The following is a 26,451-nucleotide window of genomic DNA, read 5'->3' on the forward strand; positions in this document are numbered from 1 at the left end:
TCGAGAGTACTGAGACTGCTCACCGGGGGTCGACGTTCCGTTCGAGCGCCTGGACGGTTCCGCCGGCTGCGAGCAGGATGATCCCGGCGACGGCCACGGCGAGCGCGCGCGGGACGAGCTGTCCGAAGTCGCCGGGCGTGACCATCACCGACGTCAGGACGCCCGGGTCGAGTCCGACGCGCCACGTCACGAGCCCGAGCCCGATAGCCGCGAGCGCGACGCCGAAGACGAGCAGCGATCCCCAGAGGGTATCGACGTAGCCGGATTCCTTGAGGATGCCCGCGACGCTCCCCCCGAACAGCAAGAGCCCGCCGACGGCGATCGAGAACAGGCCGAGGATGATCCCGACCTCCGAGAGGACGAACCCGAGCGCGACGAACACGGGCCAGGGGCTCGCCATCCGATACTGGTCGCTCAGTCCGGGTTCCTCTTCCATGCGACGTGCAAGAACCTCTATCGTGAAATGCGCATCGGAACGGGTCCCGGTCGCACGGAATCAACATATTCACTACCACCCCCACCCAACGCTCGCACATGACTGACCGTTCGGCGGACGTGTCACGGCGGGGCTTCCTCCTGGCGACGGCTGGCGGCGCTGCCGCCTCCGGGGTCGCTGGGACGGCGGCCGCCCAGGAGACGACGGCGGCTGAGGGAACGGAATCGGCGGGCAACGAAACGGCGGCCGACGGAACGGCCGCGGAAGGAACGGCGGGCGGTGACGGCACGGCCGAGGGAACCGACGGCGCCGGAGGCGGGGGCGGCGGCCCGCCGGACTTCGGTGGCTACCTCGACGACGCGAACGGCTACAGCGGGTCCGTCACCGACGCGACCGGGCAGGGCAGCGCGACGGTCGAGGTCGGGACCGGCGACCAGGGCTTCGGCTTCTCGCCCGCGGGGATCCACGTCGACAACGGCGCGACCGTCCAGTTCGAGTGGACCGGCGAGGGCGGCGCCCACAACGTGGTCTCCGACGGCGACGGCCCGCTCGATTCGGGTTCCGCCGAGAGCGGGACCGGCGTCCTCTACGAGCACACCTTCGAGGAGGACGGCATCTACAACTACTACTGCAACCCCCACCAGGGGTCGGGGATGCTCGGCTCGATCGTCGTCGGGACGGACTACCCGACGGTCGAACAGGAGAGCGGGGGCGGCGGTGGCGGCCCCGCGCTCCCGCCCGAGGCGATGACCATCGGCGTCGCGACCGCGGTCGTGATGAGCGCGTCGCTGGGCCTCTCCTACGTGTTCATGAAGTACGGCGGCGACTACGAGACGCCCGAGTAGGGCACTCGATCAGACGGACGCGTCGCCCGTTTCGATCTCGAGGTCGACCGCGCGCGGCTCACCCTCGAGGTCGGCGACGATCCGCTCGACGACGCGTTCGGCCTCCGCCTGGATCTTCGGCTTCACCTTCTCGATCACCCAGTCCAGCGAGACGAATCGCGGGAGGTCCAGCGCTCCCGAATCGGCCGAATCCGGGCGGAACTCCACGATCAGTCGGACGCGACAGGCGTCCGACTCGCCGTCAGGGGCCTCGTCTGGTGCCTCCTCGACGACCCAGCGACCCTGCGCGTCCAGGTCTTTCGTGAGCGCCCAGTCGATCCGGTGTGGCGGATCCACGTCGGTCACTTCCGAGTGGGCGGTGTAGCTGAGCTTCCACCAGGCGAAAGTGAGGAAGTACTCGGTCCCCGGGCTCCCGTCCCCGTCGCTCGTGACCTCCCGGAGGTGCTTCGAGTATTCGGCGTACCGGGGGAAGTCCTCGAGGAACGCGTAGATCTCCTCGGGCGGCAGGTAGACGACGGTGCTGACCTCGACTCTGTCCACACCCGTCCCTGGGGCGGAAACGCCCGTAAATATTCCGCAGACGTCTCGCCGCGCGAGGGGGCCACGCGGGCGTGCGCCGGGTAACAGTACACATATGTGGTCCGGGCGAGCAGTTGGACCGACATGAGTGAGCACGACGACGGCGACGCCGAGTTCGGCGGTTTCGGCGGCCGGCACGTCCCCGAACCGATGCTGGAACCACTCGCGCAGCTGGCGGCGGCCTTCGAAGACGTCGCGAAGACCGACGCGTTCCGCGAGGAGTTCCGGGCGATCCTCGAGTCCTACGCGGGACGGCCGACGCCGCTGTACCACGCGAAGGGACTCTCGGCGGAGTACGGCGCGGAGATCTACCTCAAGCGCGAGGACCTGCTCCACGGCGGGGCCCACAAGATCAACAACGCGGTCGGGCAGGCCCTGCTGGCGAAGAAGGCCGGCAAGGAGCGGTTGATCGCCGAGACGGGCGCGGGCCAGCACGGCACCGCGACCGCGATGGTCGGCGCGCTGTTCGACCTGGACACGGAGATCTACATGGGGCAGAAAGACGTCGAGCGCCAGCGCATGAACGTCTTCAGGATGCGGCTGATGGGCGCGGAGGTAAACCCCGTCACGCGGGGCGGCGCCGGACTGGCCGACGCGGTCGACGTGGCCCTGGAGGACTTCGTCGAGAACGTCGACGACACCCACTACCTCGTCGGGTCGGTCGTCGGCCCGGACCCGTTCCCGCGGATGGTCAGGGAGTTCCAGTCCGTCATCGGCGAGGAGGCGCGCGAGCAGGCCATCGAGCAGATCGGCGGGCTTCCGGACGCTGCCGTCGCCTGCGTCGGCGGCGGGTCGAACGCCATCGGCCTGTTCCACGCGTTCCGGGACGACGACGTGGCGTTCTACGGCGGCGAGGGCGGCGGTGAGGGGGCCGACTCCGACCGCCACGCCGCGCCGCTCGACTCGGGGACCGAGGACGTGATCCACGGGATGCGGACGAGAGTGATCGACGACGACGTGGACGTCCACTCGGTGTCCGCGGGCCTGGACTACCCCGGCGTCGGCCCGGAACACGCGCTGTTCCGCGAAACCGGCCGCGCCGAGTACCGGGCCATCACCGACGACGAGGCGCTGGAGGCCTTCCGGACCCTCTCTGAGACCGAGGGGATCATCCCCGCGCTGGAGACGGCCCACGGGCTGGCGATGGCCAAACGAGTCGCCGAGGAGACCGACCACGAGACGATCGTCGTCAACCTCTCCGGTCGGGGCGACAAGGACATGGAGACCGCCGCCGAGACGTTCGACCTCGGAGACTGAACCGAACCCTTCTATTCGCGGGCCGGCGAACCCTCGCCCGTCATGACCGAGACCACCGACGTCTGCATCGTGGGCGGCGGCGTCGCCGGCCTCACTGCCGGCACCTTCACCGCTCGCCACGGCCTCGAGACGACAGTACTGAGCGACGGCGAGTCGCTGCTCCGACGCAACGGCCACCTGGAGAACGTCCCAGGCTTCCCCGCCGGCGTGAACTCCCGGCTCTTCCTCGACATGCTCGCGGACCAGGCCGAACGCGCGGGCTGTGCGTTCCGCGAAGGCGAGGTGATCGAGGTGTCCGTCGACGAGGAGGGATTCGCCGTCGAGACCGCTGCGGGCGAGCAGTTCTGGGCGGACTACGTCGTCGCCGCGACGAAGAACGAGGTCGACTACCTCCGCGGCATCGACGGCGTGGGCTTCGTCGATCGCGGGAAGACCTACGTCGACACGGACGAGCGGGGGCGAACCGGCGTCGATGGCCTCTACGCCGCGGGTCGGCTGGCCGAGAAACCCCACCAGACAGCCGTCTGTGCCGGCCACGGAGCCGAAGTCGGCGTGACCCTCCTGGAGGAGGACGACCGGCCCTTCTACCACGACTGGGTGGCGCCGGAGGGCTACTTCACCGGCCGGGGCCGCGACGTCCCGCCAGGGTGTGAGGAGATCGACGACGAGGAGCGCCGGGAGCGCGAGCACGAGTCGATGGACGCGATGCGGACCTATTTCGAGGAGCCCCATCCCGACGCGCCGACCCAGCACCCCAGCGTGGCCGACGAGGACTGACGGGCCGTCGACCGGGCCCACGACCGGGGGTCACGCGTAGTTTCTTTTCCCAGCCGCGCGTACAGCCAGTGGAGGCAAAGTGTGAGTGACCTGCGACTGGAGAGTCCGGCCTTCGAGGACGGTGCGCGAATCCCCGAGCGGTACGGCTACACCGAAGCCGACGTCAACCCGCCGCTACGGATCGAGAACGTCCCGTCGGGGACGGTGTCGCTGGTACTGATCGTCGACGACCCCGACGCGATGGAGCCGGCGGGGAAGATCTGGGACCACTGGCTCGTCTGGGACATCGATCCCGACACCAGCGATATCCCGGAGGACTGGTCGGCGAGCGACGCCCAGGAGGGACAGAACGACTACGGAGAACACGGCTACGGCGGGCCGAATCCGCCGGATCGCGAACACACCTACCGGTTCCGGCTCTACGCGCTGGACACCACGCTGGACCTGTCGCCGTCGGCGGACACGGAGGACCTGGAAGACGAGATGATGGGACAGGTGCTGGCGAACGCGCGGCTCGAAGGGACGTACGCGCCGTAGAAAGTGCGAACCTCGCGCCCCCACCCCTCGGGTGCCAGGCGCGGTCCGACCGAACTGCGTGCAGTCGGGCTCGATAGAGCGGTGCTCTATCGGCGTTCGAGTGGACTCCTCAGTACTCTTCGTCTGCGAACACGGAATCGACCTCCGTCGCACACTCGGTGAGCAGCGTCGCGGCGTCGGAGTACTGGAGGATCTTCTGCATGTCGCCGTCCAGCTCGAACTTGCCTGACATCATGCCGTCGACGGCGCCGATGTTGCCCTTGGTCAGTTCGACCCAGTTGTCGTAGGTACCGGTGAGCTTGAAGCCGTTGTCGACCTCGTCCTCGGACTCGATGAGGTAGGCGTCCGTACACTCGCCGTCCTCGAGGCCGACGAACGTCTGGCCTGTGTGGCCCGAGGCGCCCTCCGAGACGTACTGATCGAGTTCGTCCTGGAGGTGCTCGGGCATGGCCTCGACGTCGATGTCGTCGAGAGGCATGTCGGTCATCTTGAAAATGAAGTCGCCGTTGAAGTCGACGCCCCACCCGGCGGACTTCTCGGCGTACTCCGCATTGTTGTTTACTTTCTCCTGATAGCTGTCGAACCATTCCGAACTCGGGAATATGAGTCCATCTGCCATAGCATCACCACTTGATACCCAACCCTAGTAAAAGTTCACGCGCAAATCTACGGGTGCTTTTTAACGGCCCCCAAATCACGGGGTGGCCAAGTACCCCCCTCCCGCGTCGGTCGAACCCCCACGGATTTAGTTCGGGGGTGCCAACTGGTGTCCAATGCTTTCCGGAGTGAACGTCGCGCTCGGCGTCACCGGCTCCATCGCCGCGGTCAAGACCGTGGAGCTGGCACACGAGCTCCGCCGACAGGGGGCCTCGGTCAGGGGCGTGATGACCGACAGCGCCCGCGGGATCGTCCACCCGTGGGCCGTCGAGTTCGCCACCGAGAACCCGGTCGTCACGGAGATCACCGGCAGCGTCGAGCACGTCGAACTCTGCGGTCGCGACGGGTGGGCCGACGTGCTCCTGATCGCGCCGGCGACCGCCAACACCGTCGGGAAACTCGCCGCGGCGATCGACGACACGACGGTGACGACCTGCGCGACGACCGCCCTGGGGGCGGACGTGCCCGTCGTCGTCGCCCCCGCGATGCACGAACCGATGTACGACCACCCCGGCGTCCTGGAGACGATCGAGAAAGTCGAGTCCTGGGGCGTCGACTTCGTCGATCCCCGGATCGAGGAGGGGAAGGCCAAGATCGCGACCGAGGAGGCCATCGTCACCGCCACGGCCCGGGCGGCGACGCCGGACCCACTCGAGGGGCAGCACGTGATCGTCACCAGCGGCGCCACCACCGAGTCCGTCGATCCGGTCCGGACGCTCTCGAATCGCGCCTCCGGCCAGACAGGCCGGGCCGTCGCGCGGGCCTGCCACGTGCGCGGGGCCGACGTGACGCTGGTCCACGACGGTGACTCGGTCCCCTACGCCGACGTCGAGACCGTCGAGAGCGCAGCGGAGATGCTCGACGCGGTCCAGGCCGAGGCCGACGACGCCGACGCCCTCGTCTCGGCGGCGGCCATCTCCGATTACACCGTCGAGGCGGCCGACGAGAAGATCAGATCGGGGAAGGAGGAACTGACCCTCTCGCTCTCGCCGACGCCGAAGCTCATCGACGCCGTCCGGGACGCTCACCCCGATCTCGCCATCGTCGGGTTCAAGGTGGAGACGGAGGGCGGCGACGACGAACTGGTCGAGCGCGCCCGCGAGACGATGAACCGTGCGGGCCTGTCCTTCGTCGTCGGCAACCGCGCGGACGTGATGGGCGACGTGGAGACCCGGGCGCTCCTGGTCCGCGCCGAGAGCGCCGAGGAGTACGCCGGGAGCAAGGCCGGACTCGGCGCGCGCGTCGCCGAGGAACTCGCGAGCGAACTCGACTGAGGGTTCTGCGGGTCGGTTCCCGGACGCCGGGAACGTTCGGCGGGTTTTTCCGCTGGCACGGACATGTCAGAACGTGAGCGACGCGAACGCGACCATCCGGGTCGAGGGCCGGCGACAGCTACTGCTCCCGACGGCGCTCGACGCGTGCGACGGGTTCGAGCCGGTCCGCTCGGACGCGAGCATGCACTGTGACGACAGCGGCCCCATCGACGGCCCCTGGACCGGACTCGACGTGGGATCGCTCCTGGCGGCCGCCGACGGCGCGCCCGACGCGACGCACGTCCTGTTAACCTGCCGGGACGGCTACCGCGTCTGTCTCCCCGTCGCCGACGCGCTCTCGGCCGTCCTCGCCTACCGGCAGGACGGGGAGCGGCTCGGCCCCGAGGGCATCCGCGTGGTCGGTCCGGCGATTGGCAGCGGACGGAGCGCACAGGGGATCGCCCGGATCGAGACGGCGACCCTCGAGTCGGGTGCAGACCCGACCGATCTCGAACGCCTGTCGCCCGAGGAGCCGCTCGAGACGGCGTGAGGTTTCGGGGCTGAAACCGCCGGAACGTCTTTGCCGGGCAGGTCCGAGCTACGTCCATGCTCGAGGACGTCACCGCGTTCGTCACCGGCGCGAGTCAGGGCATCGGTCGCGAGACGGCGATCGCGCTCGCCGACCACGGCGCGAACGTCGCCCTCGCCGCCCGGAGCGACGGCATCTACGAGACCGAGGCACTGATCGACGACCCGGAGCGGACGCTGGCGGTCGAGACGGACGTGACCGACGAGGACTCGGTCGCGGCGGCCATCGACGAGACCGTCGAGCGGTTCGGCGGCCTCGACTGTCTCGTCAACAACGCGGGCATCGCCGGGCCGGTCCAGCCCTACGACCGGCTCGAGGAGGCCGACTGGGAGCACGTGCTCGACGTGAACCTGATCGGCGTGTGGCGCTGCGTGAAACACGCCGGCGAACACCTCCGGGAGAGCGACCAGGGGAGCGTCGTCAATATCGGCTCGATCGGCGGGAAGCGACCGTACGCCAACCGGACTCCCTACGCCGCCTCGAAGATGGGACTCGTGGGGCTGAACCGGACGCTGGCCGTCGAACTCGGCCGGGACGACGTGACGGTCAACGTGATCCAGCCCGGCCCCGTCCAGGGCGACCGCATCGACGAGGCGATCCAGGGGCAGGCAAAGGTCGCGAATATGGAGAACGCCGAACCGGCGAGTCTCGGCGCCGACGACTTCGCGCTGCCGGAGTACTTCATCGACCCCGCTGACGTGGCCGCGCAGGTCGCGTACCTCGCCGGCCCCCACGCCCGGAAGATCACGGGCCAGGAGATCGTCGTCGACGCCGGCGGCACCTGTTACTGAGCGGGCCCGCGTCGCTCACCGCGGGTCGATCCCGACCGCGTCCGCGAGCAACTCGTGCGAGCGCAGCGCGACCTCGTGGCTGGGGAGGACGTGCTGGATCATCACCTCGTCGACGCCCACGCGGTCGGCGAGCTGTTCGAGAATTTTCGCCATGGTCTCCGGACCGCCGGAGACGGCGCGGGGCCACGCTCCCTCGTCGAGGGAGGCCGGCGTCGGATCGGGCACGCCGCCGAGTTCGTCGATGGCTTCCTCGACCGACGGTCGCGTCCCGACGACGCCCCGCTGCATCCGCTTGTAGGTGGCCTCGGCGACGGCCCGGAGCCGCGCGGCGTCCTCGTCGGTCTCGGCCGCGACCGCGTTGACGGCGACCATCCCTCGGGGTTCGTCGACCCCACCGGCCAGCGGCGAGGGCTGGAACTGCTCGCGGTAGGCCTCGAAGGACTGGGTGGCGAGTTCCGGACGGATGAAGGCCGCGAAACAATAGGGCAGCCCCAGTTCGGCGGCGACCGCAGCGCTGGAGGGACTGGAGCCGAGGACCCAGGGCGCGGGTTCGGCTGCCCCGGACCCGGCGATCTCCAGGTCGCTGTAGGCGTGCTCGTCCGGGTAGTCGTCGTAGAGGTGGTTCACGACGGCCCGGATCTTCTCGGCGTGATCCTGGTCGGGGTTCCGGACGCGGCGCTCGGTCCCGAGTGCGCGGTCGGCCGCCGGCGAGCCGTTGGCTCTCCCGAGACCCGCGTCGATCCGACCGGGCGCGAGCGCGTCCAGCGCGCCGAACAGCTCTGCGACCTTGAACGGGCTGTAGTGGTTCAGCAGGACCGCGCCGGACCCGAGCCTGATCGCGTCGGTCTCGGCGGCGAGGTGGCCCAGCAGGACCTCGGGTGAGGTGCCGGCGATCCGGTCGGCCATGCCGTGGTGTTCGGCGACCCAGAACCGCTCGAAACCGAGGCGTTCGGCCTGTTTCGCCGCTGCGACCGTGTTCGCGTACGCCTCTGTCGCGGTGCCGTCGTCGGGGACCGGCGAGAGATCCACTGCGGAGAGGTTCACGGCCGGATTCGGGGCCTGCGGCGGATAACGGGTTCGGCTCAGAGGACGACGACGGCGGCCGCCAGCCCGACGACGACGAGCAGGACGCCGAAGCCGATGGTGTCCTCGACGGTGACCCGCTCGACGAGCCCCTGGTCGAGGGTCGTCCGCGGGTCGCGCACGAGCCGGATCGTCGCCCGGGTCAGCCCCACGGCCGCGCGGTCGACCGCGGCGTACAGTTCGGTGACGCCGACGACGAGCCCGCGGGTCCCGTACAGGGCGCCGGGGTTGTAGAGGCGGTCGACGTCCGGGATCTTCCCGACCCGGGAGAGGGGCGTCTTGAGGAGCACGAAGCCGATCACGCCGGCGGCCGCGAGCGCGACGCCCTCGATGAGATGGGAGAAGCTGAAGGGGTGGAACTCGGTCCCGCCGAGGACCGCGTCCAGTCCGTGGACCTCGGTGATACCCGGCAGAATCTCGTACAGCGCGGGCGGGTAGAGCCCGAAGAGGATACAGAGTCCGGCGACGGCGACCATCGGAACGCTCTGGCCGAGGCTGGCGTCCTTCACGGTGCCCTCGTACTCGCCGTGGATGAAGGCGTAGTAGCCGAGTTTGATGAAGGAGAGGAAGGTGCCGACCCCGCCGGCCAGCAGCAGGTACCAGAGCAGGTCGTAGTGTTTGTAGTGGGCGGCGACGATCACCATCCCCTTCGAGACGAAGCCGTTGAACCCGGGGAAGCCGGCGATCGAGAGCGCTGCGACGAAGAAGGTGATGGCCGTGATGGGCATCTGCCGGCCAAGACCGCCGACCTTCTTCAGGCTCTCCTGTCCCGTGCGGTAGATGACCACGCCGACGGTCATGAACAGCAGGCTCTTGTAGAGGATGTGGTTGAAGACGTGGCCGAACGCGCCGGCCGTCGCCAGGTGGCCGGCGATGCCGACGCCGGCGACCATGTAGCCGACCTGGGACTGGATGTGGTAGGAGAGGAGCCGACGCATGTCGTTCTGCAGGAGCGCCATCGAGGCGCCGAAGACGGCCATCGCGCCGCCCATGTACGCGACGGCGAGTTCGCCCTCGGGGAAGGCGCGGAAGAGCCCGTAGACGCCGGTCTTGGTGGTGAAGACGCACAGGAAGACGCTCGCCGCGACGTGCGGTCGCGGGTAGGTGTCGGGCAGCCAGGCGTGAAGGCCGACGAAACCGACGTTGACGCCCATCCCCAGCGCCGCCAGGACGGGCGCGACCGGGCCGGCCATCCCGCCCTCGGCAGCGCTGAACAGGAAGGAGCCGACCTCGGCGAAGTGCCAGATCACCGCCCCGAGCAACAGGGTCCCGCCGATCCCGTGCAACAGGGCGTAGCGGAAGGCGGCGCGGACGGCCTCGCCGCCGTAGTACCAGACGAGCAGCGTCGAGGTGACGGCCATCAGCTCCCAGAAGAAGATCAGGGTGAGCCAGTCGCCGCCGAAGACCGCGCCGAGGCTCGTCCCGACGTAGGAGAGGGCGAAGGCGGTCTGGACCGCGTCGGCGTCGCTGGCCCAGGAGTACGCGACGGCGGCCGCGCCGATGAACCCGAAGATCAGGCCCATCAGTCGCGAGAACACGTCGACGTTGAACAGGACGGCGTCGAAGCCGAACAGGAGCGTCGGCAGGTGCGCGCCCTCGGGGACGAGCCAGACGTAGGGGACGACGACCGCCGTGGCGAGGATCCCCAGCGCGTGGGCCGGGCCTCGGCCGAGGTACTTGCCGACGACCGGCAGGGCCAGTGCGGCGAGCACGACCGGGACGAACGGTGGGAGGACGGGATCGACCATCAGACGGTCACCCCCGTCGCGCCGGCGACGATCAGGCGGACGATCCGGAGGAAGACGGCCGCGTCGGGGACGATCCCGAGGGCGACCGAGCCCGCCGCCGCGAAGCAGATCGGGGCGAGCACGAACCAGGTCGACTCCTCGCCGATCCAGCGCCGGTGTTCCCAGTCGATGCGGCCCTCGTCACCGTGTTCGTGGTGGAGCTGTTCGGCCGTCTCGATCTTGTCCCGCAGGCCCTGTCCCTCGTGATCCTCGGCGAACCCGTGGTCGTCCTTCTGGGGGTCGTCGTCACCGCCGTCGGGCCGGAGGTCGCTGGCGGGGCCGTCCGATCCGCCGGGGGACCCGCCGTCGGTGGCGGTCCCGCGGTCGGCGAAGCGGCCGCCCAGCGGCCCCTCGACGAGGGGCTTCTCGTCGCTCTCCGTCGGCGACTCGAAGAAGGCGGTGTAGACGACCGGCCAGAAGTACGCGACGTTGAGCACGCCCGAGACCAGCAGCGCACCGGCGTAGACGACGCCGCCGGTCGAGACCGACCCGATCAGCAGGAAGTACTTGCTGACGAAGCCGGCGACGATCGGGATGCCCGCCATCCCCGCCGCGGCGACGGCGAAGCAGCCCATGGTGATCGGCATGCGGTGGCCGATACCCGCCATGTTGGAGATGTCGTCGGTGTGGGTCTCGACGTGGAGCGCCCCGGCACAGAAGAAGAGGGTGAGCTTCATGAACGCGTGCGCGGGGATGTGCAGGAGGCCACCGACCAGCGCGTAGGCGGCGGCGTCGTTCGGCCCGGAGCCCGCGGCTGCGATCGCCCCGACCGCCAGCCCGAGGACGATGTAGGAGAGCTGACTCACCGTCGAGAAGGCGAGCCGGCGCTTGAGGTTGTCCTGCCGGAGCGCGATGACGCTGGCGACGACCAGCGTGAACGCGGCGACGGCGGCGAGGACTTCCCCCATCCCGAGGTCGCCGACGAGGCCGGGGCCGAACACGTCGAGGACGAGCCTGGCGATGCCGAAGACGCCGGACTTGACGACCGCGACGGCGTGCAGCAGGCCCGAGACTGGCGTCGGCGCGACCATGGCGTCCGGGAGCCAGGAGTGCATGGGCATCAGCGCCGCCTTGACGCCGAAGCCGCCCGCCAGCAGCGCGAAGGCGACGCGGGCGATCATCGGGTCGGCGCCGGCGAGACCTTCGATGCCGCCGGGGGTGAACGCGACCGTGCCGGTGAGCCAGAATACCAGGACGGAGCCGGCGAAAACGGCGACCCCGCCGCCGAAGGTGTAGGCGAGGTACTTCCGGCCGGCGGCGCGGGCCTCGTCGGTCTCGTCGTGGGCGACCAGCGGGTACGTCGCCACGGTGAGCAGTTCGTAGAACACGAACAGGACGAACAGGTTGGCCGCGAAGGCCACGCCCACGGCCGAGGAGACGCTGGCGGCGAACGCGGCGAAGTAGCGCGTCTGGTCGTGTTCGCCGAGGCCGCGCATGTAGCCCATCGAGTAGAAGCTCGTGATCACCCAGAGCAGGCTGGCGAGCAGGGCAAAGAGGAGGCCGAGCGGGTCGGCACGGAGCGTGAACTCGACGCCGGGCAGGAAGGTGCCCAGGCGCGTGGCGTAGACCGTCCCCGAGAGGACGCCGGGCACCATGCTGGCGACGAGGCCGAACTTCGCCAGCGCGGCGAGCACCGTCCAGGCCTCACGGACGTTCGGCCGGCGGCCCGACAGCAGAATCGGGACGACGGCGACAGCCGACACGAGCACGGCCGCGAGCGGTCGCAGTGAGGGCGTGATCTCGGTCATGACAGGAGCACCTCCAGCGTCGGGTCGAGCAATTCAGCGAACGGGACGACGGCGGCGCCCAGCACCGCGGCCAGCACCGCCGCGGCGAGGACGGCGGCGTACATCCCCAGCGAGGGACGGCCGCCGTCGGCGACCATGGCGTCGGGCTGGGGGTCGGGAGTCGCGGCTGGCTCGGGTTCGGACTGGGCCGGTTCGCGGAAGTACATCCGCTCCACGAGCCGGGCGAAGTAGGCCAGGGTCAACAGCGTCGACGCGAGGATGACCGCCGCGAGGGGCCACAGTTGCGCCTGGACGGCCCCCAGCGCGATGTAGAACTTGCCGACGAAGCCGAGCGTCGGCGGGACGCCGACCATCGAGAACGCGAGGACGGCGAACGCGCCCGCGGCGTAGGGCATCCGCTCGCTCAGCCCCTCGTACTCGCTGATCTCGCGCGCACCGGTCGCGGTGGCGATGAGGCCGGCCGCCAGGAACAGCCCGCCCTTCATGATCGCGTGGCCGAGCAGGTGGACGGTCGCGCCGATCAGCGCCGTCTCGTTCATGATCGCGAGCCCGGCGAGCACGAGGCCGAACTGCGAGACGGAGGAGTAGGCGAGCATGCGCTTGATCTCGGTCTGGGAGACCGCGAGGACGCTCCCGGCGACGATGCTGACGACCGCGCCGGCGATCAGCAGCGTCCGCGCGAGTTCGACCTCGGCGAAGAAGGCCGGGGTGAACACGTCCAGCGAGATCCGGACGAGGGCGTAGGCGAACGTCGTCGAGACGAGCGCGGCGATGAACCCGCTGACGCTGTCTGGCGCGCCGGCGTAGGCTTCGGGCTGCCAGGTGTGCAGCGGGAAGACGGCCACCTTGATGAACAGGCCGATGGCGATGAACGCGAAGGCGGTCTGGACGAGCGTCGAGGCGTGGCCCACTTCGGCGAGTTTGACCGAGAGGTCGGCCACGTTGAGCGTCCCCGTGCCGATGTAGGCGTAGCCGACGCCGAGCAGGTACAGCGAGGCGCCGACGGTGCCGACGATGAGGTACTTCAGCGCGGCGACCGCCGAGCGGCCCGTCTCGCCGCTTGCGACCAGCGCGTAGGCGGTGAGCCCGGAGATCTCGATGAAGACGTACATGTTGAACACGTCGCCGGTGACCACCACGCCGGTCAGGCCGCCGACGAGCAACAGATAGGTCGCGTAGAAGGCGTTCGAGCGCGGGCCGGCCGTGCGGGCGTAGGCGAGGATGCCCAGCGAAACCGCCGCGATCAGCACGACGACGGCCGCGGAGAGGCCGTCCATCACCAGTTCGATCCCGTAGGGGGACTCGAAGCCGCCGACGACGTAGCTGATGCGGCCGTCCCCGAACGTGAGGACGGCGACGTAGCCGGCCAGCGCGACGTGGCCGAGGCCGGCCAGTACCGCGATCGGCCAGCCGGTCCGGTCGCGGACGAGGCCGGCGAACAGCACGACCACGGCGGCGACCAGCGGCAGCGCGACCAGGAACGGGACGAGGTCACTCATCGGTACGCACCTCCCTGAGGACGTCCGCCTCGAGGGTCCCGTACTCGTCGTAGATCCGGACGATCAGCCCCAGCGCGACGGCCGTCAGGCTGACGCCGACGACGATGGCGGTCAGGATCAGGACGTGGGGCAGCGGACTGACGTAGGGGCCGGCGTGTTCGAGCACCGGGTTGGCCGCGCCGTCGACGTAGGCCGAGGTGATGAAGAAGAGGAAGATCCCGGTCTGGAAGACGTTCAGCCCGATGACCTTCTTGACGAGGTTCGGACTGGCGATCATCACGTACGCGCCGATCCCCAGGAGGAGGAAGGTGCCGGCGTAGTAACTCCGGGTCGCCAGCAGGTCGACCGGCCCGGCGGCGAGGTCGATCACAGCAGCCCACCTCCCTCCTCGTCGCGGTCGCGCCCGTCGGACACCCCGGCGGCGATGCCGAAGAAGAGGCCGGCGACGATGCCGGAGACGATGACCCCGATGGCGAGTTCGACGAGTTCGATCCCGTACTTGCTGGCGTGGGAGATCGGGACCGCATCGTAGTCCAGGAAGCCGCCGCCGTAGGCGACCGTCACCATCCCGACGACGAGGAAGGTGGCGACCCCCACGCCGACGATGGCGACGAGGCGCTCGGGGTGGACCCAGTCGCGGGTCGACTCGACGCCGAAGGCGACCGCCAGCATCAGGATGACGGTACTGACGATGACGCCGCCCTGGAAGCCGCCACCGGCCGAGTCCGCGCCGTGGAACATGATGAACAGCCCGAACGTGAACACGAAGGGCGCGACCACCCGAACGGTGGCCATGATGATCGGGCTCTCGACGTAGACCGATCGGGCCACGCCGGCCGCTTCTTCGGCAGCGGCCTCGGCGTCGGCGTCGTCGGCGCTCATGCGAACACCTCCCGCCCGAGGACGACGAGCAGGCCGACCCCGGCCGCGAAGACGACGACGGCCTCGCCCAGCGTGTCGAATCCACGGTAGGCCGCGAGCACCGCCGTCACGGCGTTTTTGACCTCGGTCTCCTCGTAGGCGTTGTCGAGGTAGTAGTTCGTGACCTCGGAGGTCGCGACCGCGGTGTCCTCGGCGCCGACCGGTGGGAGCGCGCCCAGCGTCGTGGCGAGCACGCCGACCAGCAACACGGCGACGAGCAGCCCCTTCGGGTCGAGCGGTTCGAGGATCGCCTCGCCCGGCGGCCGGACGGTCTTGGCGATCGTCAACAGGAAGAGGACGGTGGTCACGCCGGCGCCGACGGCCGCCTCCGTCAGGCCCACGTCGGGCGCCTGCAGGAGCACCCAGATGATCGCGATGCCGAGGCTGTAGGCGGCGAAGGCGATGATCGCCGCCAGCACGTCCCGCAGGATCGCGGTCGCGACGGCGCAGGCCAGCACGAGCGCGAGCAGGACGAGCGGGAGTGGGTCGATCACCGGTCCTCACCCCCGTCGTCGGCGGTCCAGGGCTCGATGCCCTGATCGTCGGCTGCGCGGGCGATGGCGTGGGCGGCCGTCGGGTTCGTGATGAACAGGAAGGCGAGCAGGAGTGCCGTCTTGATCGTCGGCAGTCCCGAGCCGAAGACGAGGGCGGCGGCGGCCAGGGTCAGCCCGGCCCCGAGCGTGTCCGTCTTCGACGCCGCGTGTGTGCGCGTGTAGATGTCGGGTAGTCGGAGTAGCCCGACGACCGCGACGAGCGCGAAGAAGATGCCGCCGATCAGCAGGGCGAGCACGCCGGCCTCGTAGAGCGAGACCATCTACATCACACCCCCGCGTTCGACGGTGAACTTCGAGATGGCGATGCTCATCAGGAAGTTCAACAGCGCATAGACCAGCGCGATGTCGAGGTAACCGGGGGCGTCGAAGGCCGCGGCGAGCAAGGCGATGACGACCACCGTGTTCGTCCCGACCACGTTGGCCGCGACGACCCGGTCCTGCATCGTCGGGCCGCGAACGATCCGGTAGACGATGACGATCGAGAGGAGGACGAACGCGCCCGCGGCCGCGAGCATCGCGTCGGTCAGGAGCGTCACGACTCCTCACCTCCGTCGTCGCCGCGCTCGCGAGGACCGGGTGCCCTCGCGGCCGAGCGGCCGTAGAAGACGAACCGGACCGCGCGTTCGAGGCCGCCGTCGAGGAGGTCCTCGCGCGCGCCTTCGGTGAGCGTGTGGACGGTGAAGTGCTGTCGGGTCACGTCCACCGACAGCGTCCCCGGCGTGAGCGTGATGCTGTTGGCCAGCGTCGTCACGGAGAGCTCCGACCAGACAGCGGCGTCGAACTCCACCATCTTTGGATCGATCGGGAGGCTGGGGTGGAGGACGACGTACGCGATGTCCAGATTCGCCACGACGATCTCCTTGAGGAGGTAGGGGGTAAACAGGAGCATCCGACCGACGCGGGCGAACAGCCGGCCGGGCTGGACAGGGCCAGTCAACGAGACTCGCCACAGCACCGTGGCCACGATGCCGGCACTGATCGCGCCGGTCACGAGGTCGAACGTCGACAGCGAGCCGCCGACGAGCAGGTAGAAACCGTAGGAGAGTCCGGCCAGCAGGACGAACTGACCCAGTCCGGTGCGGCGGACGAGCCGTGCGCGGCGCGTCCCGCGCTCGACGGGTGCCACTTCCACTGTTATCCCCGATCGCCGGAGTTCGCTCTCCAGTGACGGGAGCAAGGGCGTGCCCCCGCCGGGGTCGAACTCGGGATCGAGCAGGACCGAGTCGATCCCGTGCTCGGTCGTGTACTCGTCGAACAATTCGACGTAGTCGCCGGGGCTGAACAGGTAGACGTCCGTCCCGATCAGCGCGGTCTCGACCGCGAGCTCGTCGTCGTCGCCGAGATCCTCGTCGGCCCAGACCGCGACCCGTTCGAGTAGTTCCTGTGCCGGTTCCGCCGACGCCGCGCCGGTGACGCGACGCGTGGCGGGGTAGACGAAGTGGATCGCGTCGTAGCGGTCCTCGCCCTCGACGGCGTCGCGAACGGCGTACGCGACCGTTTGCCGGAGGGTCTGGGAATCGCTGACGGGGACGAGCAACCGCTCGCCCGTCACGATGACCCTCCTGCCGTCGCGGGCCGCCGGACCGTCGATCGGCCGCCGACAGCCGTTAGGTAGCTGACAGCAGTCACTGTTGTCGTTCGCCTCATGGGAACTCCGAATCAAAGCCATTGTGTTTTCCACCCGCCGGCCGCCGGCTCCTGGACCACGACCGAGCACCCCGACCGGCCCTCGATCACCCCGACCAGCCGTGCATACCAGTGTCATGATATATTATCGCGTGGTGTGCGACCCCGTGAGACAGCGGCGCAGAGTGAATTCGAAAACCGAGCGACGACACGGCGATAGTTCCGCGGAAGGCCGGGCTTACGCAGGTGTAAACGGACGTTAAAATAGTGCGAGCCTTTATGTAAAGCCACCGCCTTGTCAGACAGTAAGCACGCCCGCTCGGCAGTGGAGCGGCGTCCAATCGGGCCACCCGGTCCGGTCGGGACGGCCCACGTGACGGGCGTGTCCCCACCCACCCCAACAATGCAACTGAAACAGTTACTCTCGGACGACGACGCGGTCAGCCCGGTCATCGGCGTGATCCTGATGGTCGCCATTACCGTCATCCTGGCCGCGGTCATCGCGACGTTCGTGCTCGGGCTCGGCGAACAGGTCAGCACCACCGCACCGCAAGCGAGTTTCAGCTTCCAGTTTGAGGAGGACTCAGGCAACGACTACGGGACGCTAACCGCAACTCACGACGGCGGTGACTCCATCAAGGCGACGGAGCTGTACTTCCGTGGAAACTCGGGAGCGAACAGCGGCGATTCCGACTACAATTTCAACGATCTCTGGTCTGACGTGATAGCCGGAAGTTCAGGATACGGGCAAACGACTGACGGTACCGCCAGCGGATCGATTGGTAGTACCAGCGGAGTTACTGGTGGTGACTACGCGGAAATCGAACAGATGGGGACGGACGGTCAGGTCCGACTCATCTACGAGGCCTCGCAGGGCGACTCCTCTGCGACGATCAGCACCTGGGAAGGCCCCGACGCGTAGATCCCCTCTCGATTTTCTTTCCGTCTCAATCTGCGATTACAGCCTCTCGTCTGGTTGTTTCGAACAGGTTTTCGTCTCCCGTTTGCAGTGTTAATTACTCGTTTATTCGAGTCAAAATAGATAAGTGCGGGTTGGGCTAACACGCCCGACATGCAGATTCGCAAACTGCTACACGACGACGACGCGGTCAGCCCGGTCATCGGGGTCATCCTGATGGTCGCGATCACGGTCATCCTGGCCGCCGTCATCGCATCGTTCGTGCTCGGATTGGGCGGGAGCCAGCAACAGACGCCCCAGGCGTCGTTCTCCTGGGACTTCGAGCAGAAGAACGCGAGTTCGAGCTACGTCCAAGTTGGTCACGACGGCGGGGACACCATCCGACATGACGAGTTGATTTTCAGGGGAACCGGTTTCAACAACTCTATCGACGACAGTGAGGATCACGTCCTCAGTAAGAATTCGGGCGGTCACGAGTGGCCCGGCACTGCAACGAGCGGCATGATAGGAAGTACATCGGCAGTCACTGGTGGCGACTTCGTTAAGGTCGGTGCCACAAGCGAATTCGAGATCTCGCTGATCTGGGAACCCGAAGAAGGGGACACGTCCGCAACGCTGGCGGAAGAATCCGGTCCGGACGCCTGACGACCGGACCTCCTGTTCGGTAACGCTTCCTTAACGGTCGTACGCAACCAGGGATTTCATCCCAGTTTTCTAACCGTAATTTCGGGTATTTGCCCGTCGAGTTGACCCGAATGTATAAGTTAAGCACCAAGTAACAGGTGTGACATGCAGGTTCGCAAACTGCTACACGACGACGACGCGGTGAGTCCGGTCATCGGGGTCATCCTGATGGTCGCAATCACGGTCATCCTGGCAGCGGTGATCGCATCGTTCGTGCTGGGACTCGGTGGAAGCCAGCAATCGACGCCACAAGCGTCCTTCAGTTGGGACTACACCGATGAGGGGGGCGATGACGAATATGGGATCGTCGAGGTCGGTCACGATGGAGGAGACTCTATCAAAAGCAGTGAGCTGATTTTCCGTGGAAGCGGATTCGTTGCAACGGGTACCGTCACTGGGTATACCCCCGACGGTGACGAAGTTACGAGTGCAAATTCGCAGTGGCCGGATGCCTACACCTCCGGCGACATCGGGGGAGAGAGCGCAGTTGTCGGTGGCGACGAAGCCCTAATCGCTACGGAAGACAACTTCGAGATCTCGCTCGTTTGGGAGCCCGAAGAGGGCGACACCTCAGCCACGCTCTCGGAAGAGACCGGCCCGAACGCGTAATCCGCGATTACTTCCGTTTTTTGCCGTAATGCCTGGTTAACCACTGCCAGGTAGGACCCATTATTTCGACTTTCGCTCACCTGAAATACCCACATCGGCCACCAAATTGACCCGAACGCATAAGTAAAGCAGTAAATAACAGGTGAGTCATGCAGGTGCGCAAACTGCTTAACGACGACGACGCGGTGAGTCCGGTCATCGGAGTCATTCTGATGGTCGCAATTACGGTCATCCTGGCCGCAGTGATCGCATCGTTCGTGCTGGGACTCGGTGGAAGCCAACAGCAGACCCCACAGGCATCGTTCTCCTGGGATTACACCCAAACCGACGACGGTAACGACCGGGGATACGCAGATGTATCCCACGATGGCGGTGACACGATCCAGACCTCGGAACTCATTTTCCGTGGTGACGGGTTCCAGGCCGCGGGTGACGTTGCAAATGCCGACAGTTCAGATATTCAAGTGGAAAGTGCCGGTGAAACTTGGCCGAATGCACAGGCAAGCGGCCAGTCTGGTGGCTCCACTGCTGTCGTCGGCGGTGACTCGGTGGGTATCGGTGCAGATAGCGACTACGAATTCACCCTCGTCTGGGAGCCCGAAGAGGGCGACACGTCGGCGACGCTCTCGGAAGAGACCGGCCCCGACGCGTAACGACCGCGACCAATTTTCCGTTTTATCACGCCGACCAGCGACGGCCATCGAAACGCCACACGCGCGCCAGGTTTATGCACCCCTTACACCTCTCGATTGATAGATGACTCTGGGTTCGTGGGCACCGTCGGTGGCGGTGGCGCTGATCCTGCTCGGCACGCTGGCTTCCGGCCCGCTGGCCATCGCGTCCGATCGCAACGAGCGCGTCGACGGCGTGGGATCCGGTTCGATCACCGTCGAGGACGTGACGCTCCCCGAAACCGTCGCGCTCCGCCAGGGCCGCTACGGCGAGGACAGTTACTACGTGGACGTCCCCGACGCGCACGTGCAGATCGCCGCGCTGGAGGGGCGACCGGTCCTGACCTACAAGCTGGCGATTCCCGAACTCAGCTACACCCGAGAGTCCGCGTTCTTCCTCGGGCCGGAGACGGGCTCAAAGATGACCCTCTCGCTCCAGCGCGATCAACTCCCGCCCGAGGAGGTCACCAACGACTCCTACGCGGGCGAGTTGCGCGTGGTCGACCGGACCGGTGACGAGTCGCGCGTGCTCGCGAACCAGACCGTCACCGTGGAGGTAAAGCGGTGAGCGCCGTCGAATCGGTGGTCCCCGAGCGCGTGCGCGTCCGAAGCCGGGAAGTGGGAACCGGACTCTGGCGGCTGCTGTTCGGCGACCGCCGCGGGCTGGCGCTCTTTCTGGGTGGGCTCTGCTTCTTCGGGCTCTACTGGCGGCTTGGCATCTACATCACCGACGGGAGCGCCATCGCGAACACCCTCGTCAACGTGGCCGAGGGCCGGGTCGTCCTGACCGAGGTCCCGTTCGGCAGCGGGCTGGAGGCGCCGGGAACCTACGTCGGGAATCGCGGTCCCGTCGGCCGCAACTACGGCATCGTCGTCCTCGCCGTGCCGGTGTTCTACGCGCTGGAGGGACTCGCGGCGGTGCTCGACCTCGGCGTGGTCCTCGTCGGCGCCTGGGCGCTGACGCTGGTCGGCACCGCGACGGCGGTCGGTCGAATAGTCGACCGCGAGTGGCTCGTCGTCGGCGGGAGCGTCCTGGCCGTCGTGGCCTTCCTCGCGAACGCGGCGCTGGCGACCCCCGTTTCGTCGGACCTCCACCCGGTGATCGCCCTCCAGATCGTCGGCATGGTCGCCGCCGCGCTGACCGGCGTGTTCTGCTACCGGCTGGTGGCCCGACTCCACGACCGGCGCCTCGGCGTCGCCGCCGGTGCAGCGGTCCTGCTGGCCACGCCGGTCGCCTTCTGGGCCGCGCTGCTGAAGCGCCACTCGGTCACCGTGCTCCTGGTCACCGCGACGCTGTACGCGCTGGCCCGCAGCCGGACCGCCGAAGGGGCCGCCGAGACTCGCCGATTCCGCGCGCTGGCGTACGCCCCGGTCGGCCTGCTGGCGTGGGTCCACGCCGCGGAAGCCCTGCTCCTCTTCCTCCCGCTGGTCGCGGTCGACGTCGCCACGGCGGAGGGCAACGACCCGCGAACGCTGGCCGTGATCGGCGGGGTCTTCCTCGTCTCGCTGGTCCCCTTCTTCCTGACGAACGTGCTGGTCTCCGGCAATCCCGTCCGCCCGCCGCGGATGCTGCCGGCCTACGGCACCGCGGAAGGACTGGACCTGAGTGGGGGTGGTGGCGGGGGCGGGGGAATCGGCGCGCTCGTGCAATCGATCCCCCTGGCCGGTGGCTTGCTCCGGATCGTCAGCCGGTTCACGTCGCTGCTGGGCGAGGGAGCGGTCGTCGCGCTCACGGAGCCGGGACGGCTGTTCCGGACCTTCCTCCGCGGTGGGTACATCCCCGCGGTCGCCTCGGAAGACGGGTTCCAGGCGATCCGACTCACCGTCATCGAGTCGGCACCGCTGCTCGGTGGACTCGCAGCGGGCCCCCTCGCCGCTGGCCACTGGCTCCGCGGGCGCGACGCGTCGGCCGTCCGGGCACACCTTCGTTCCGCCGCGGGCGTCGTCGACGCCGTCGCGCTCGGCACGGGCCTGCTCTTCCTGTTCCTGTTCATCCCGCGCCTCCCGCTGCACGCGCAGGTGACGGTCCGCTACCTCCACCCGCTGTTCGTGCTGGGCGTCTACGGCCTCGTCAGGCTGCCCGTCGTCCGGCGCGCGGTGACGGCCCACTTGCGGACGACGGGGTGGGCCTACGCCGGCACGGTCCTGATCGGTGGCCAGCTCGTCGTCGTCGCGCTGGCGGTCCTCGATCCCGGACTGGGCGAGGCGGTCCAGTTCCACGCACTGCTCGCGCTCGCGGTGGCGGTCTGTCTCGCGGCGTGGACGATCGCCGGGACGCTCACGGCTGCGGTCCCCGACCGAGCGGGCGCGGTGCTCCTGGGCGCGGCGGCGGGCGTCGGGACGATCTTCCTCCTCCTCTCGGGAATCGAGTACTTCGCGTACGCGGGCGAGTTCGCGCTCCCGGTGGTCCGGCGGCTCTCGGCGGCGCTGCCGCTCGCGTGACGGGCACCTTTTTACCGGTGGCACCGAATCGCGCGGCATGGACCGCTTGCAGGAGTCGCTTCGTGACGCCCCGATCATCGAGAAGGACGGCTATCACTACTTCGTCCACCCGATCAGCGACGGCGTCCCGATGCTGCGCCCCGAGTTGCTCCGGGAGATCGTCATCAAGATCATCCGGAAGGCCGAGCTCGAGGACGTCGACAAGATCGTCACACCGGCGGCGATGGGCATCCACATCTCGACCGCCGTCTCGCTGATGACCGACATCCCGCTGGTCGTCGTGCGCAAGCGCCAGTACGGCCTCGACGGGGAGGTCTCGCTCTCGCAGGTCACCGGCTACTCCGAGAGCGAGATGTACGTCAACGACGTCTACGAGGGCGACCGCGTCCTCCTGCTCGACGACGTGCTCTCGACCGGCGGGACGCTCAACGCCCTGACCGGCGCGCTCGAGGAGATCGGCGCGGACGTCGTCGACGTCGTCGCCGTCATCAAGAAGGTCGGCGGGGAGAACAAGATCGAAGACTCCGAGTACGACGTCAAGACGCTCATCAACGTCGACGTGGTCGACGGCGAGGTCGTCGTCGTCGACGAGTACGGCGACGGCTGACCGCCCGTGCGACTCCTCCTCGCTTTCGCCGCCCTCTTCGTCTTCGGCGTCGCCGGCACCGGCTACGTGATCTACACCGCCCCCGACCAGGCGACGGGTCCCCACACCCTCCAGGTGACCGCCGTCTCCGAGGTGCCAGAGAACGCCACCGTCACCGACGCCGCGAACCTCTCCGACGCGGCCCGACGACTCGTCGAGACGGCCGTCGAGGGGAACGGTTCGGTCGAGATAGACCCCGAGCGCGGACCCGTGAACGCGACTCACGTTCGCTACGAGGGGACCGTCTACGACCTCCGGGTGATCGTCGGCAACCCGAGCGACGACGTCGCCCGCGCGCACCTCCTGGCGGTCGCCGCGGGTGGACTCACGGCCGTGGGCAGCGCGCTTGGCCTGGTCGGACTCCTGTTCCGCGCGTGGCAGCGGGACCGGGAACGCGCCTGACAGCGCTGCCGAACTCGGGCGCGGGCGAGAGGTCACTGTCCCCGGATGTGCGACCCCTTTTCCGCCTGGCGCCGCTAGCCCGACTATGGTTTCAGCACTGTTCGTCGTCAGTCAGGAAGGCTACTGGGCAGAGGAGTGCGTCGCGCCCCTGACGCTGCTCTCGGACGCGGGCGTGGACGTGGACGTCGCGACGCCAAGCGGCGCCGAACCGGTCGTCGACCCGCGGTCGACCGACCCCGACGAAGTCGGCGCGGAGACGGCCGAGCGCGTCGGCGAGGTCCTCGAGACCGACGAGCGACTGCAGAACCCGATGCCGATCGCGACCGCCGAGGCCGACGCGTACGACGCGGTGGTCTTCCCCGGCGGCCACGGGACGGCGTGGGACGTGAATCAGGACCACCACGCCCGCGACCTCCTTCGCGAGACGGTCGAAGGTGACGACGGCAAGGCCATGATCCTCTGTCACGCCGTCGGCATCCTCGCGTTCACCCGCGATTCCGACGGGGGCTTCCTCGTCGAGGGTCGCGACGTGACCGGCTTCCCCAACGAGTGGGAGGACGGCATCGTCGACGAACACGACAACATGCCGGACGGGCGGAAGCTCCCCTACTACGTCGAGGACGAGGTGAAAGCCGCCGGCGCGAACTGGGACGCCGAACTCGATTCCGACGAGTCGGTCACCGTCGACGGCGACCTCATCACCGGCCGCGGGCCCGCGTCCTCGCGCGCGGCCGGCCAGTCGTTGCTCGAACAGCTCGGCGCCCAGCCGGCCTGAGAAATCCACCGCGGGCGAGGTGTCGAACCCACGAGGGGCGAGGCCGTTTTCCGTCCCAGTACCGGACGACGGGTATGGTCACCCTGAGTGGCGCAGCGACTACCGGCAAGGAGATCGCCCGCGACTTCTCCGGGAAGAACGTGACGTTCATGGCCGCCGGCATCGCCTACAACGCCTTCGTGTCGCTGGCGCCGCTCCTGTTGCTCTTGCTGTTCGTCACGTCGGTCGTCGGGCGCGACCTCGAACGGCGGATCGTCGAGGCGGCGGAGGGCGCGCTCCCCGGGCCGATCGCGGACACCTTCGCGACGGTGTTCCAGGAGGGATCGGGCTACGCGAGCGCGTCGATCGTCGGGATCGTCGTCCTGCTGTGGGGGACGCTGAAGATCTTCCGCGGGCTCGACACCGCCTTCTCCGAGATCTACGAGACCGAGGCGGAGAACTCCTTTCTCGACCAGCTGATCGACGGCACGGTCGCGCTGGTCGCGCTCGTCCTCGCCATCGTCGCGACGATCGGCGCGACGGCCCTCTTCGCCAGGTTCGCGGCGAGAGTCCCCTACGCCGGCCTGCTCTCGCCACTCATCGTCGTGGCCGGCCTCGTCCTCGCCTTCACGCCCATGTACTACCGCTTCCCGGACACCGACGTGCAGTGGCGCCACGTCCTCCCGGGCGTCGTGTTCGCGGCCGTCGGCTGGGCCCTCCTCCAGTCGCTGTTTCAGGTCTACCTCGCATTCTCCAGCGGCACGGCCGGCGGCGTCTTCGGCGGCGTCCTCGTCGTCGTGACCTGGCTCTACTTCTCCGGACTCGTCTTGCTCACCGGCGCGGTCATCAACGCCGTCCTCGGCGGCCACTCCTCCGGGAAAGCCGGCGGCGTCGGGCAGGGCGCCGCCGGATACGAGACCACCCGCGACGAGGACCTCCCGCCGCAGGTGTTCGGGAGCTACCTGCTCGGCCTCCGCGCCGACGTCACGGACCGCGAGGGCGCCACCCGTCCCCGGATCGGCCACGACGGCGTCGCCCACTACCCCCCGGCCGATGGGGACGTCTACGTCGTCGAACAGACCAGCCAAACAGAGGACGCACAGAAGTGGGCGGTCTCCATGCGCTGGGAGGCGCCACTCGATGATGACGGGGACGGCCTCCCGACCGAAGCGAGCGATCACCGTCGTCGCCCCGACGGCACCGACGACGCCGCGACGGCCACGGACTGACCGCCCGCCTTCCGGGGTATTCTCAGGCGTCGTCCGGAACGACGTCCGCGAGCACCGGCAGGTGATCCGACGGGTAGCGTCCGTTTTCGTACGTGTCCGAGCAGATGCCGTGTTGGGTGGCCGCCGTCTCCGGATCGACGAACACGTAGTCGATCTTCTTCTCCGGGACGAGGTTGGTGAACGTCGTCATGCTCGTCGCCGGCCCGTGCGGGGGTAAGGTCGCGATCGCAGCCGTGTCACGGAGCGGCCGACCGTCGGCCGCCGAATCGTCCGTTAGAAGCCGGTATGGTTCCGTTCCCGGCCGACAGTTGAGGTCCCCCGTCACGACGACCGGGCTGCCGGCAGCGATCTCGTGGATGCGCTGCCGCAGGAGCAGGGCGCTCTCGCGTCTCGCCGTCACGCCGCGGTGGTCGAAGTGGGTATTGAAGTGGTACAGGGACCGGTCCGCCACCTCGTCGCGGAGCCGGACGAATCGCACCTTCCGGGACAGCGCCGCGTCCCAGCCCCGGCCCGGCGCGTCCGGCGTCTCCGAGAGCCAGAACGAACCGTCGACCTCGAGCGTGAACCGCTCACTCCGGAAGCCCAGCGCCGGGTGATCACCGTAGGTGTCCGGCCCCGCGCGCCCGGCGTCCAGCCACTCGAACCCCGGCAGCCCCGTCCGGAAATCGTCGACCTGCGATCGATGGGCCTCCTGCAGGCCGACGACGTCCGGCCGATGGAACCGGATCGTCGTCGTCACCGGTTCCCGACGGTTGTCCCAGGCGTGCTTCCCGCTCCCTTGCGAGGGGTACCGGACGTTGTACGACATGACGCGCAGGGGGTCCCATCCCTCGCGCTCCTGGGAGGTCACGAGTAGAGGTGCCCCGCGATCGTCGATTCGTGCCTGTCGACGACCGCCTCGACCCGGTCGAGATCCGTCACGGTCAGGTTCGGGTTCCCGCCGGCGCCGGCCCGCATCGTCGACAGGCGGCTGGTCACGTATCCACAGACCCAGAGCCGACCGCTGTTCGTGAGTTCCGACTCGCTCTCGACCAGTTCCACGCCCGGCTCCCCGTCGCGCATGCAGTGTGCCATGCTCGTCCCGAGGTTCTCCAGAATCGCCTCCAGGTAGGCCTCCTCGTACGGTTCCATGGTCCACCAACTAGCGCCCTGAGAC

At 68.4% G+C, this 26,451-nt stretch carries 32 protein-coding genes; 17 read left to right on the forward strand and 15 right to left on the reverse strand.

Annotation, left to right across the window (positions count from 1 at the left end; translation table 11 throughout):
- Positions 1-19: 19 nt before the first annotated feature.
- Positions 20-436, reverse strand: coding sequence for a DUF7541 family protein (locus U5918_RS03465; protein WP_335999471.1), 417 nt, complete (start codon positions 434-436; stop codon positions 20-22).
- A 98-nt stretch (positions 437-534) separates the two neighbouring features.
- Here U5918_RS03465 and U5918_RS03470 point away from each other — a divergent pair, with 98 nt between their 5' ends.
- On the forward strand, positions 535-1,281 hold the full coding sequence (locus U5918_RS03470; RefSeq protein ID WP_335999473.1) for a halocyanin domain-containing protein: 747 nt from the start codon (positions 535-537) through the stop codon (positions 1,279-1,281).
- 9 nt (positions 1,282-1,290) lie between these two features.
- On the opposite strand, the gene U5918_RS03475 is transcribed toward U5918_RS03470, so the two are convergent.
- Positions 1,291-1,821, reverse strand: a complete 531-nt coding sequence (locus U5918_RS03475) for a type II toxin-antitoxin system RatA family toxin (RefSeq protein ID WP_335999474.1) — start codon at positions 1,819-1,821, stop codon at positions 1,291-1,293.
- A gap of 123 nt (positions 1,822-1,944) precedes the next feature.
- On the opposite strand from U5918_RS03475, the gene trpB reads away from it, so the two are divergent.
- The 3 genes from trpB to U5918_RS03490 all read left to right on the forward strand — a co-directional run bounded on the left by trpB (position 1,945) and on the right by U5918_RS03490 (position 4,431).
- The gene (gene trpB / locus U5918_RS03480) at positions 1,945-3,117 is read left to right on the forward strand and encodes a tryptophan synthase subunit beta (RefSeq protein ID WP_335999476.1); all 1,173 of its coding nucleotides are present in this window, start codon (positions 1,945-1,947) and stop codon (positions 3,115-3,117) included.
- Between the two features lie 42 nt (positions 3,118-3,159).
- The gene (locus U5918_RS03485) at positions 3,160-3,894 is read left to right on the forward strand and encodes an NAD(P)/FAD-dependent oxidoreductase (RefSeq protein WP_335999478.1); all 735 of its coding nucleotides are present in this window, start codon (positions 3,160-3,162) and stop codon (positions 3,892-3,894) included.
- An 81-nt stretch (positions 3,895-3,975) separates the two neighbouring features.
- Positions 3,976-4,431: a YbhB/YbcL family Raf kinase inhibitor-like protein gene (locus U5918_RS03490; RefSeq protein WP_335999479.1), complete on the forward strand. Its 456-nt coding sequence runs from the start codon at positions 3,976-3,978 to the stop codon at positions 4,429-4,431.
- Between the two features lie 109 nt (positions 4,432-4,540).
- Here the strand turns inward: U5918_RS03490 and U5918_RS03495 are convergent, their stop codons facing one another.
- Complete coding sequence (locus tag U5918_RS03495; RefSeq protein WP_335999481.1) at positions 4,541-5,050, reverse strand: SCP2 sterol-binding domain-containing protein; 510 nt, start codon at positions 5,048-5,050, stop codon at positions 4,541-4,543.
- A gap of 154 nt (positions 5,051-5,204) precedes the next feature.
- Here U5918_RS03495 and coaBC point away from each other — a divergent pair, with 154 nt between their 5' ends.
- The 3 genes from coaBC to U5918_RS03510 all read left to right on the forward strand — a co-directional run bounded on the left by coaBC (position 5,205) and on the right by U5918_RS03510 (position 7,721).
- Positions 5,205-6,362 carry a bifunctional phosphopantothenoylcysteine decarboxylase/phosphopantothenate--cysteine ligase CoaBC gene (coaBC, locus tag U5918_RS03500; RefSeq protein ID WP_335999482.1) on the forward strand — a complete coding sequence of 386 codons (1,158 nt, stop codon included), beginning with the start codon at positions 5,205-5,207 and terminating at the stop codon, positions 6,360-6,362.
- Positions 6,363-6,435: 73 nt separating this feature from the next.
- Positions 6,436-6,891 (forward strand): molybdopterin-dependent oxidoreductase, encoded by a 456-nt coding sequence (locus U5918_RS03505; RefSeq protein WP_335999483.1) that lies wholly within the window; start codon positions 6,436-6,438, stop codon positions 6,889-6,891.
- Between the two features lie 56 nt (positions 6,892-6,947).
- Complete coding sequence (locus U5918_RS03510) at positions 6,948-7,721, forward strand: SDR family NAD(P)-dependent oxidoreductase (RefSeq protein ID WP_335999484.1); 774 nt, start codon at positions 6,948-6,950, stop codon at positions 7,719-7,721.
- Between the two features lie 15 nt (positions 7,722-7,736).
- Here the strand turns inward: U5918_RS03510 and U5918_RS03515 are convergent, their stop codons facing one another.
- The 10 genes from U5918_RS03515 to U5918_RS03560 are packed head-to-tail and all read right to left on the reverse strand — an operon-like array spanning position 7,737 to position 16,982.
- The gene (locus tag U5918_RS03515; RefSeq protein WP_335999485.1) at positions 7,737-8,765 is read right to left on the reverse strand and encodes an LLM class flavin-dependent oxidoreductase; all 1,029 of its coding nucleotides are present in this window, start codon (positions 8,763-8,765) and stop codon (positions 7,737-7,739) included.
- 38 nt (positions 8,766-8,803) lie between these two features.
- Entirely contained in the window at positions 8,804-10,552 is a 1,749-nt protein-coding gene (locus tag U5918_RS03520) for a Na(+)/H(+) antiporter subunit D (RefSeq protein ID WP_335999486.1), read from the reverse strand.
- Complete coding sequence (locus tag U5918_RS03525; RefSeq protein ID WP_335999487.1) at positions 10,552-12,339, reverse strand: cation:proton antiporter; 1,788 nt, start codon at positions 12,337-12,339, stop codon at positions 10,552-10,554. The genes U5918_RS03520 and U5918_RS03525 overlap by 1 nt, the downstream gene beginning before the upstream one ends.
- Positions 12,336-13,838 carry a monovalent cation/H+ antiporter subunit D family protein gene (locus U5918_RS03530; protein WP_335999488.1) on the reverse strand — a complete coding sequence of 501 codons (1,503 nt, stop codon included), beginning with the start codon at positions 13,836-13,838 and terminating at the stop codon, positions 12,336-12,338. The genes U5918_RS03525 and U5918_RS03530 overlap by 4 nt, the downstream gene beginning before the upstream one ends.
- On the reverse strand, positions 13,831-14,208 hold the full coding sequence (locus U5918_RS03535; RefSeq protein WP_418771147.1) for a cation:proton antiporter subunit C: 378 nt from the start codon (positions 14,206-14,208) through the stop codon (positions 13,831-13,833). Before U5918_RS03535 ends, U5918_RS03530 begins: the two co-directional genes overlap by 8 nt.
- A complete protein-coding gene (locus tag U5918_RS03540) occupies positions 14,205-14,720 on the reverse strand; it encodes an MnhB domain-containing protein (RefSeq protein WP_335999489.1) in 516 nt (171 codons plus the stop codon). Before U5918_RS03540 ends, U5918_RS03535 begins: the two co-directional genes overlap by 4 nt.
- Positions 14,717-15,250, reverse strand: coding sequence for a DUF4040 domain-containing protein (locus tag U5918_RS03545; protein ID WP_418771359.1), 534 nt, complete (start codon positions 15,248-15,250; stop codon positions 14,717-14,719). The genes U5918_RS03540 and U5918_RS03545 overlap by 4 nt, the downstream gene beginning before the upstream one ends.
- Positions 15,250-15,573 carry a monovalent cation/H(+) antiporter subunit G gene (gene mnhG, locus U5918_RS03550; protein ID WP_335999491.1) on the reverse strand — a complete coding sequence of 108 codons (324 nt, stop codon included), beginning with the start codon at positions 15,571-15,573 and terminating at the stop codon, positions 15,250-15,252. Before mnhG ends, U5918_RS03545 begins: the two co-directional genes overlap by 1 nt.
- On the reverse strand, positions 15,574-15,849 hold the full coding sequence (locus tag U5918_RS03555; RefSeq protein ID WP_335999493.1) for a cation:proton antiporter: 276 nt from the start codon (positions 15,847-15,849) through the stop codon (positions 15,574-15,576). It abuts the gene before it with no gap.
- Positions 15,846-16,982, reverse strand: coding sequence for a monovalent cation/H+ antiporter subunit E (locus U5918_RS03560; protein ID WP_335999494.1), 1,137 nt, complete (start codon positions 16,980-16,982; stop codon positions 15,846-15,848). Before U5918_RS03560 ends, U5918_RS03555 begins: the two co-directional genes overlap by 4 nt.
- 360 nt (positions 16,983-17,342) lie before the next feature.
- On the opposite strand from U5918_RS03560, the gene U5918_RS03565 reads away from it, so the two are divergent.
- The 10 genes from U5918_RS03565 to U5918_RS03610 all read left to right on the forward strand — a co-directional run bounded on the left by U5918_RS03565 (position 17,343) and on the right by U5918_RS03610 (position 25,295).
- Positions 17,343-17,861, forward strand: a complete 519-nt coding sequence (locus tag U5918_RS03565; RefSeq protein WP_335999496.1) for a type IV pilin N-terminal domain-containing protein — start codon at positions 17,343-17,345, stop codon at positions 17,859-17,861.
- A gap of 150 nt (positions 17,862-18,011) precedes the next feature.
- Positions 18,012-18,503: a type IV pilin N-terminal domain-containing protein gene (locus U5918_RS03570; RefSeq protein ID WP_335999499.1), complete on the forward strand. Its 492-nt coding sequence runs from the start codon at positions 18,012-18,014 to the stop codon at positions 18,501-18,503.
- Between the two features lie 144 nt (positions 18,504-18,647).
- On the forward strand, positions 18,648-19,151 hold the full coding sequence (locus U5918_RS03575) for a type IV pilin N-terminal domain-containing protein (protein ID WP_335999501.1): 504 nt from the start codon (positions 18,648-18,650) through the stop codon (positions 19,149-19,151).
- A gap of 149 nt (positions 19,152-19,300) precedes the next feature.
- The gene (locus U5918_RS03580) at positions 19,301-19,804 is read left to right on the forward strand and encodes a type IV pilin N-terminal domain-containing protein (protein WP_335999502.1); all 504 of its coding nucleotides are present in this window, start codon (positions 19,301-19,303) and stop codon (positions 19,802-19,804) included.
- A gap of 103 nt (positions 19,805-19,907) precedes the next feature.
- Positions 19,908-20,390: a hypothetical protein gene (locus tag U5918_RS03585; protein ID WP_335999503.1), complete on the forward strand. Its 483-nt coding sequence runs from the start codon at positions 19,908-19,910 to the stop codon at positions 20,388-20,390.
- On the forward strand, positions 20,387-22,264 hold the full coding sequence (locus U5918_RS03590; protein ID WP_335999504.1) for a hypothetical protein: 1,878 nt from the start codon (positions 20,387-20,389) through the stop codon (positions 22,262-22,264). The genes U5918_RS03585 and U5918_RS03590 overlap by 4 nt, the downstream gene beginning before the upstream one ends.
- A gap of 37 nt (positions 22,265-22,301) precedes the next feature.
- On the forward strand, positions 22,302-22,871 hold the full coding sequence (gene hpt, locus U5918_RS03595) for a hypoxanthine/guanine phosphoribosyltransferase (protein WP_335999505.1): 570 nt from the start codon (positions 22,302-22,304) through the stop codon (positions 22,869-22,871).
- 6 nt (positions 22,872-22,877) lie between these two features.
- The gene (locus tag U5918_RS03600; protein WP_335999506.1) at positions 22,878-23,312 is read left to right on the forward strand and encodes a DUF7979 domain-containing protein; all 435 of its coding nucleotides are present in this window, start codon (positions 22,878-22,880) and stop codon (positions 23,310-23,312) included.
- Positions 23,313-23,397: 85 nt separating this feature from the next.
- Entirely contained in the window at positions 23,398-24,087 is a 690-nt protein-coding gene (locus U5918_RS03605; protein ID WP_335999508.1) for a type 1 glutamine amidotransferase domain-containing protein, read from the forward strand.
- Positions 24,088-24,161: 74 nt separating this feature from the next.
- Entirely contained in the window at positions 24,162-25,295 is a 1,134-nt protein-coding gene (locus U5918_RS03610) for a YihY/virulence factor BrkB family protein (protein WP_335999509.1), read from the forward strand.
- Between the two features lie 22 nt (positions 25,296-25,317).
- On the opposite strand, the gene U5918_RS03615 is transcribed toward U5918_RS03610, so the two are convergent.
- Positions 25,318-26,145, reverse strand: coding sequence for an endonuclease/exonuclease/phosphatase family protein (locus U5918_RS03615; protein WP_335999511.1), 828 nt, complete (start codon positions 26,143-26,145; stop codon positions 25,318-25,320).
- Positions 26,142-26,426: a hypothetical protein gene (locus tag U5918_RS03620; protein ID WP_335999513.1), complete on the reverse strand. Its 285-nt coding sequence runs from the start codon at positions 26,424-26,426 to the stop codon at positions 26,142-26,144. The genes U5918_RS03615 and U5918_RS03620 overlap by 4 nt, the downstream gene beginning before the upstream one ends.
- Positions 26,427-26,451 lie beyond the last annotated feature (25 nt).

This window comes from Halorientalis sp. LT38, assembly GCF_037031225.1.
In the GTDB taxonomy this organism is placed as follows: Archaea; Halobacteriota; Halobacteria; order Halobacteriales; family Haloarculaceae; genus Halorientalis; species Halorientalis halophila.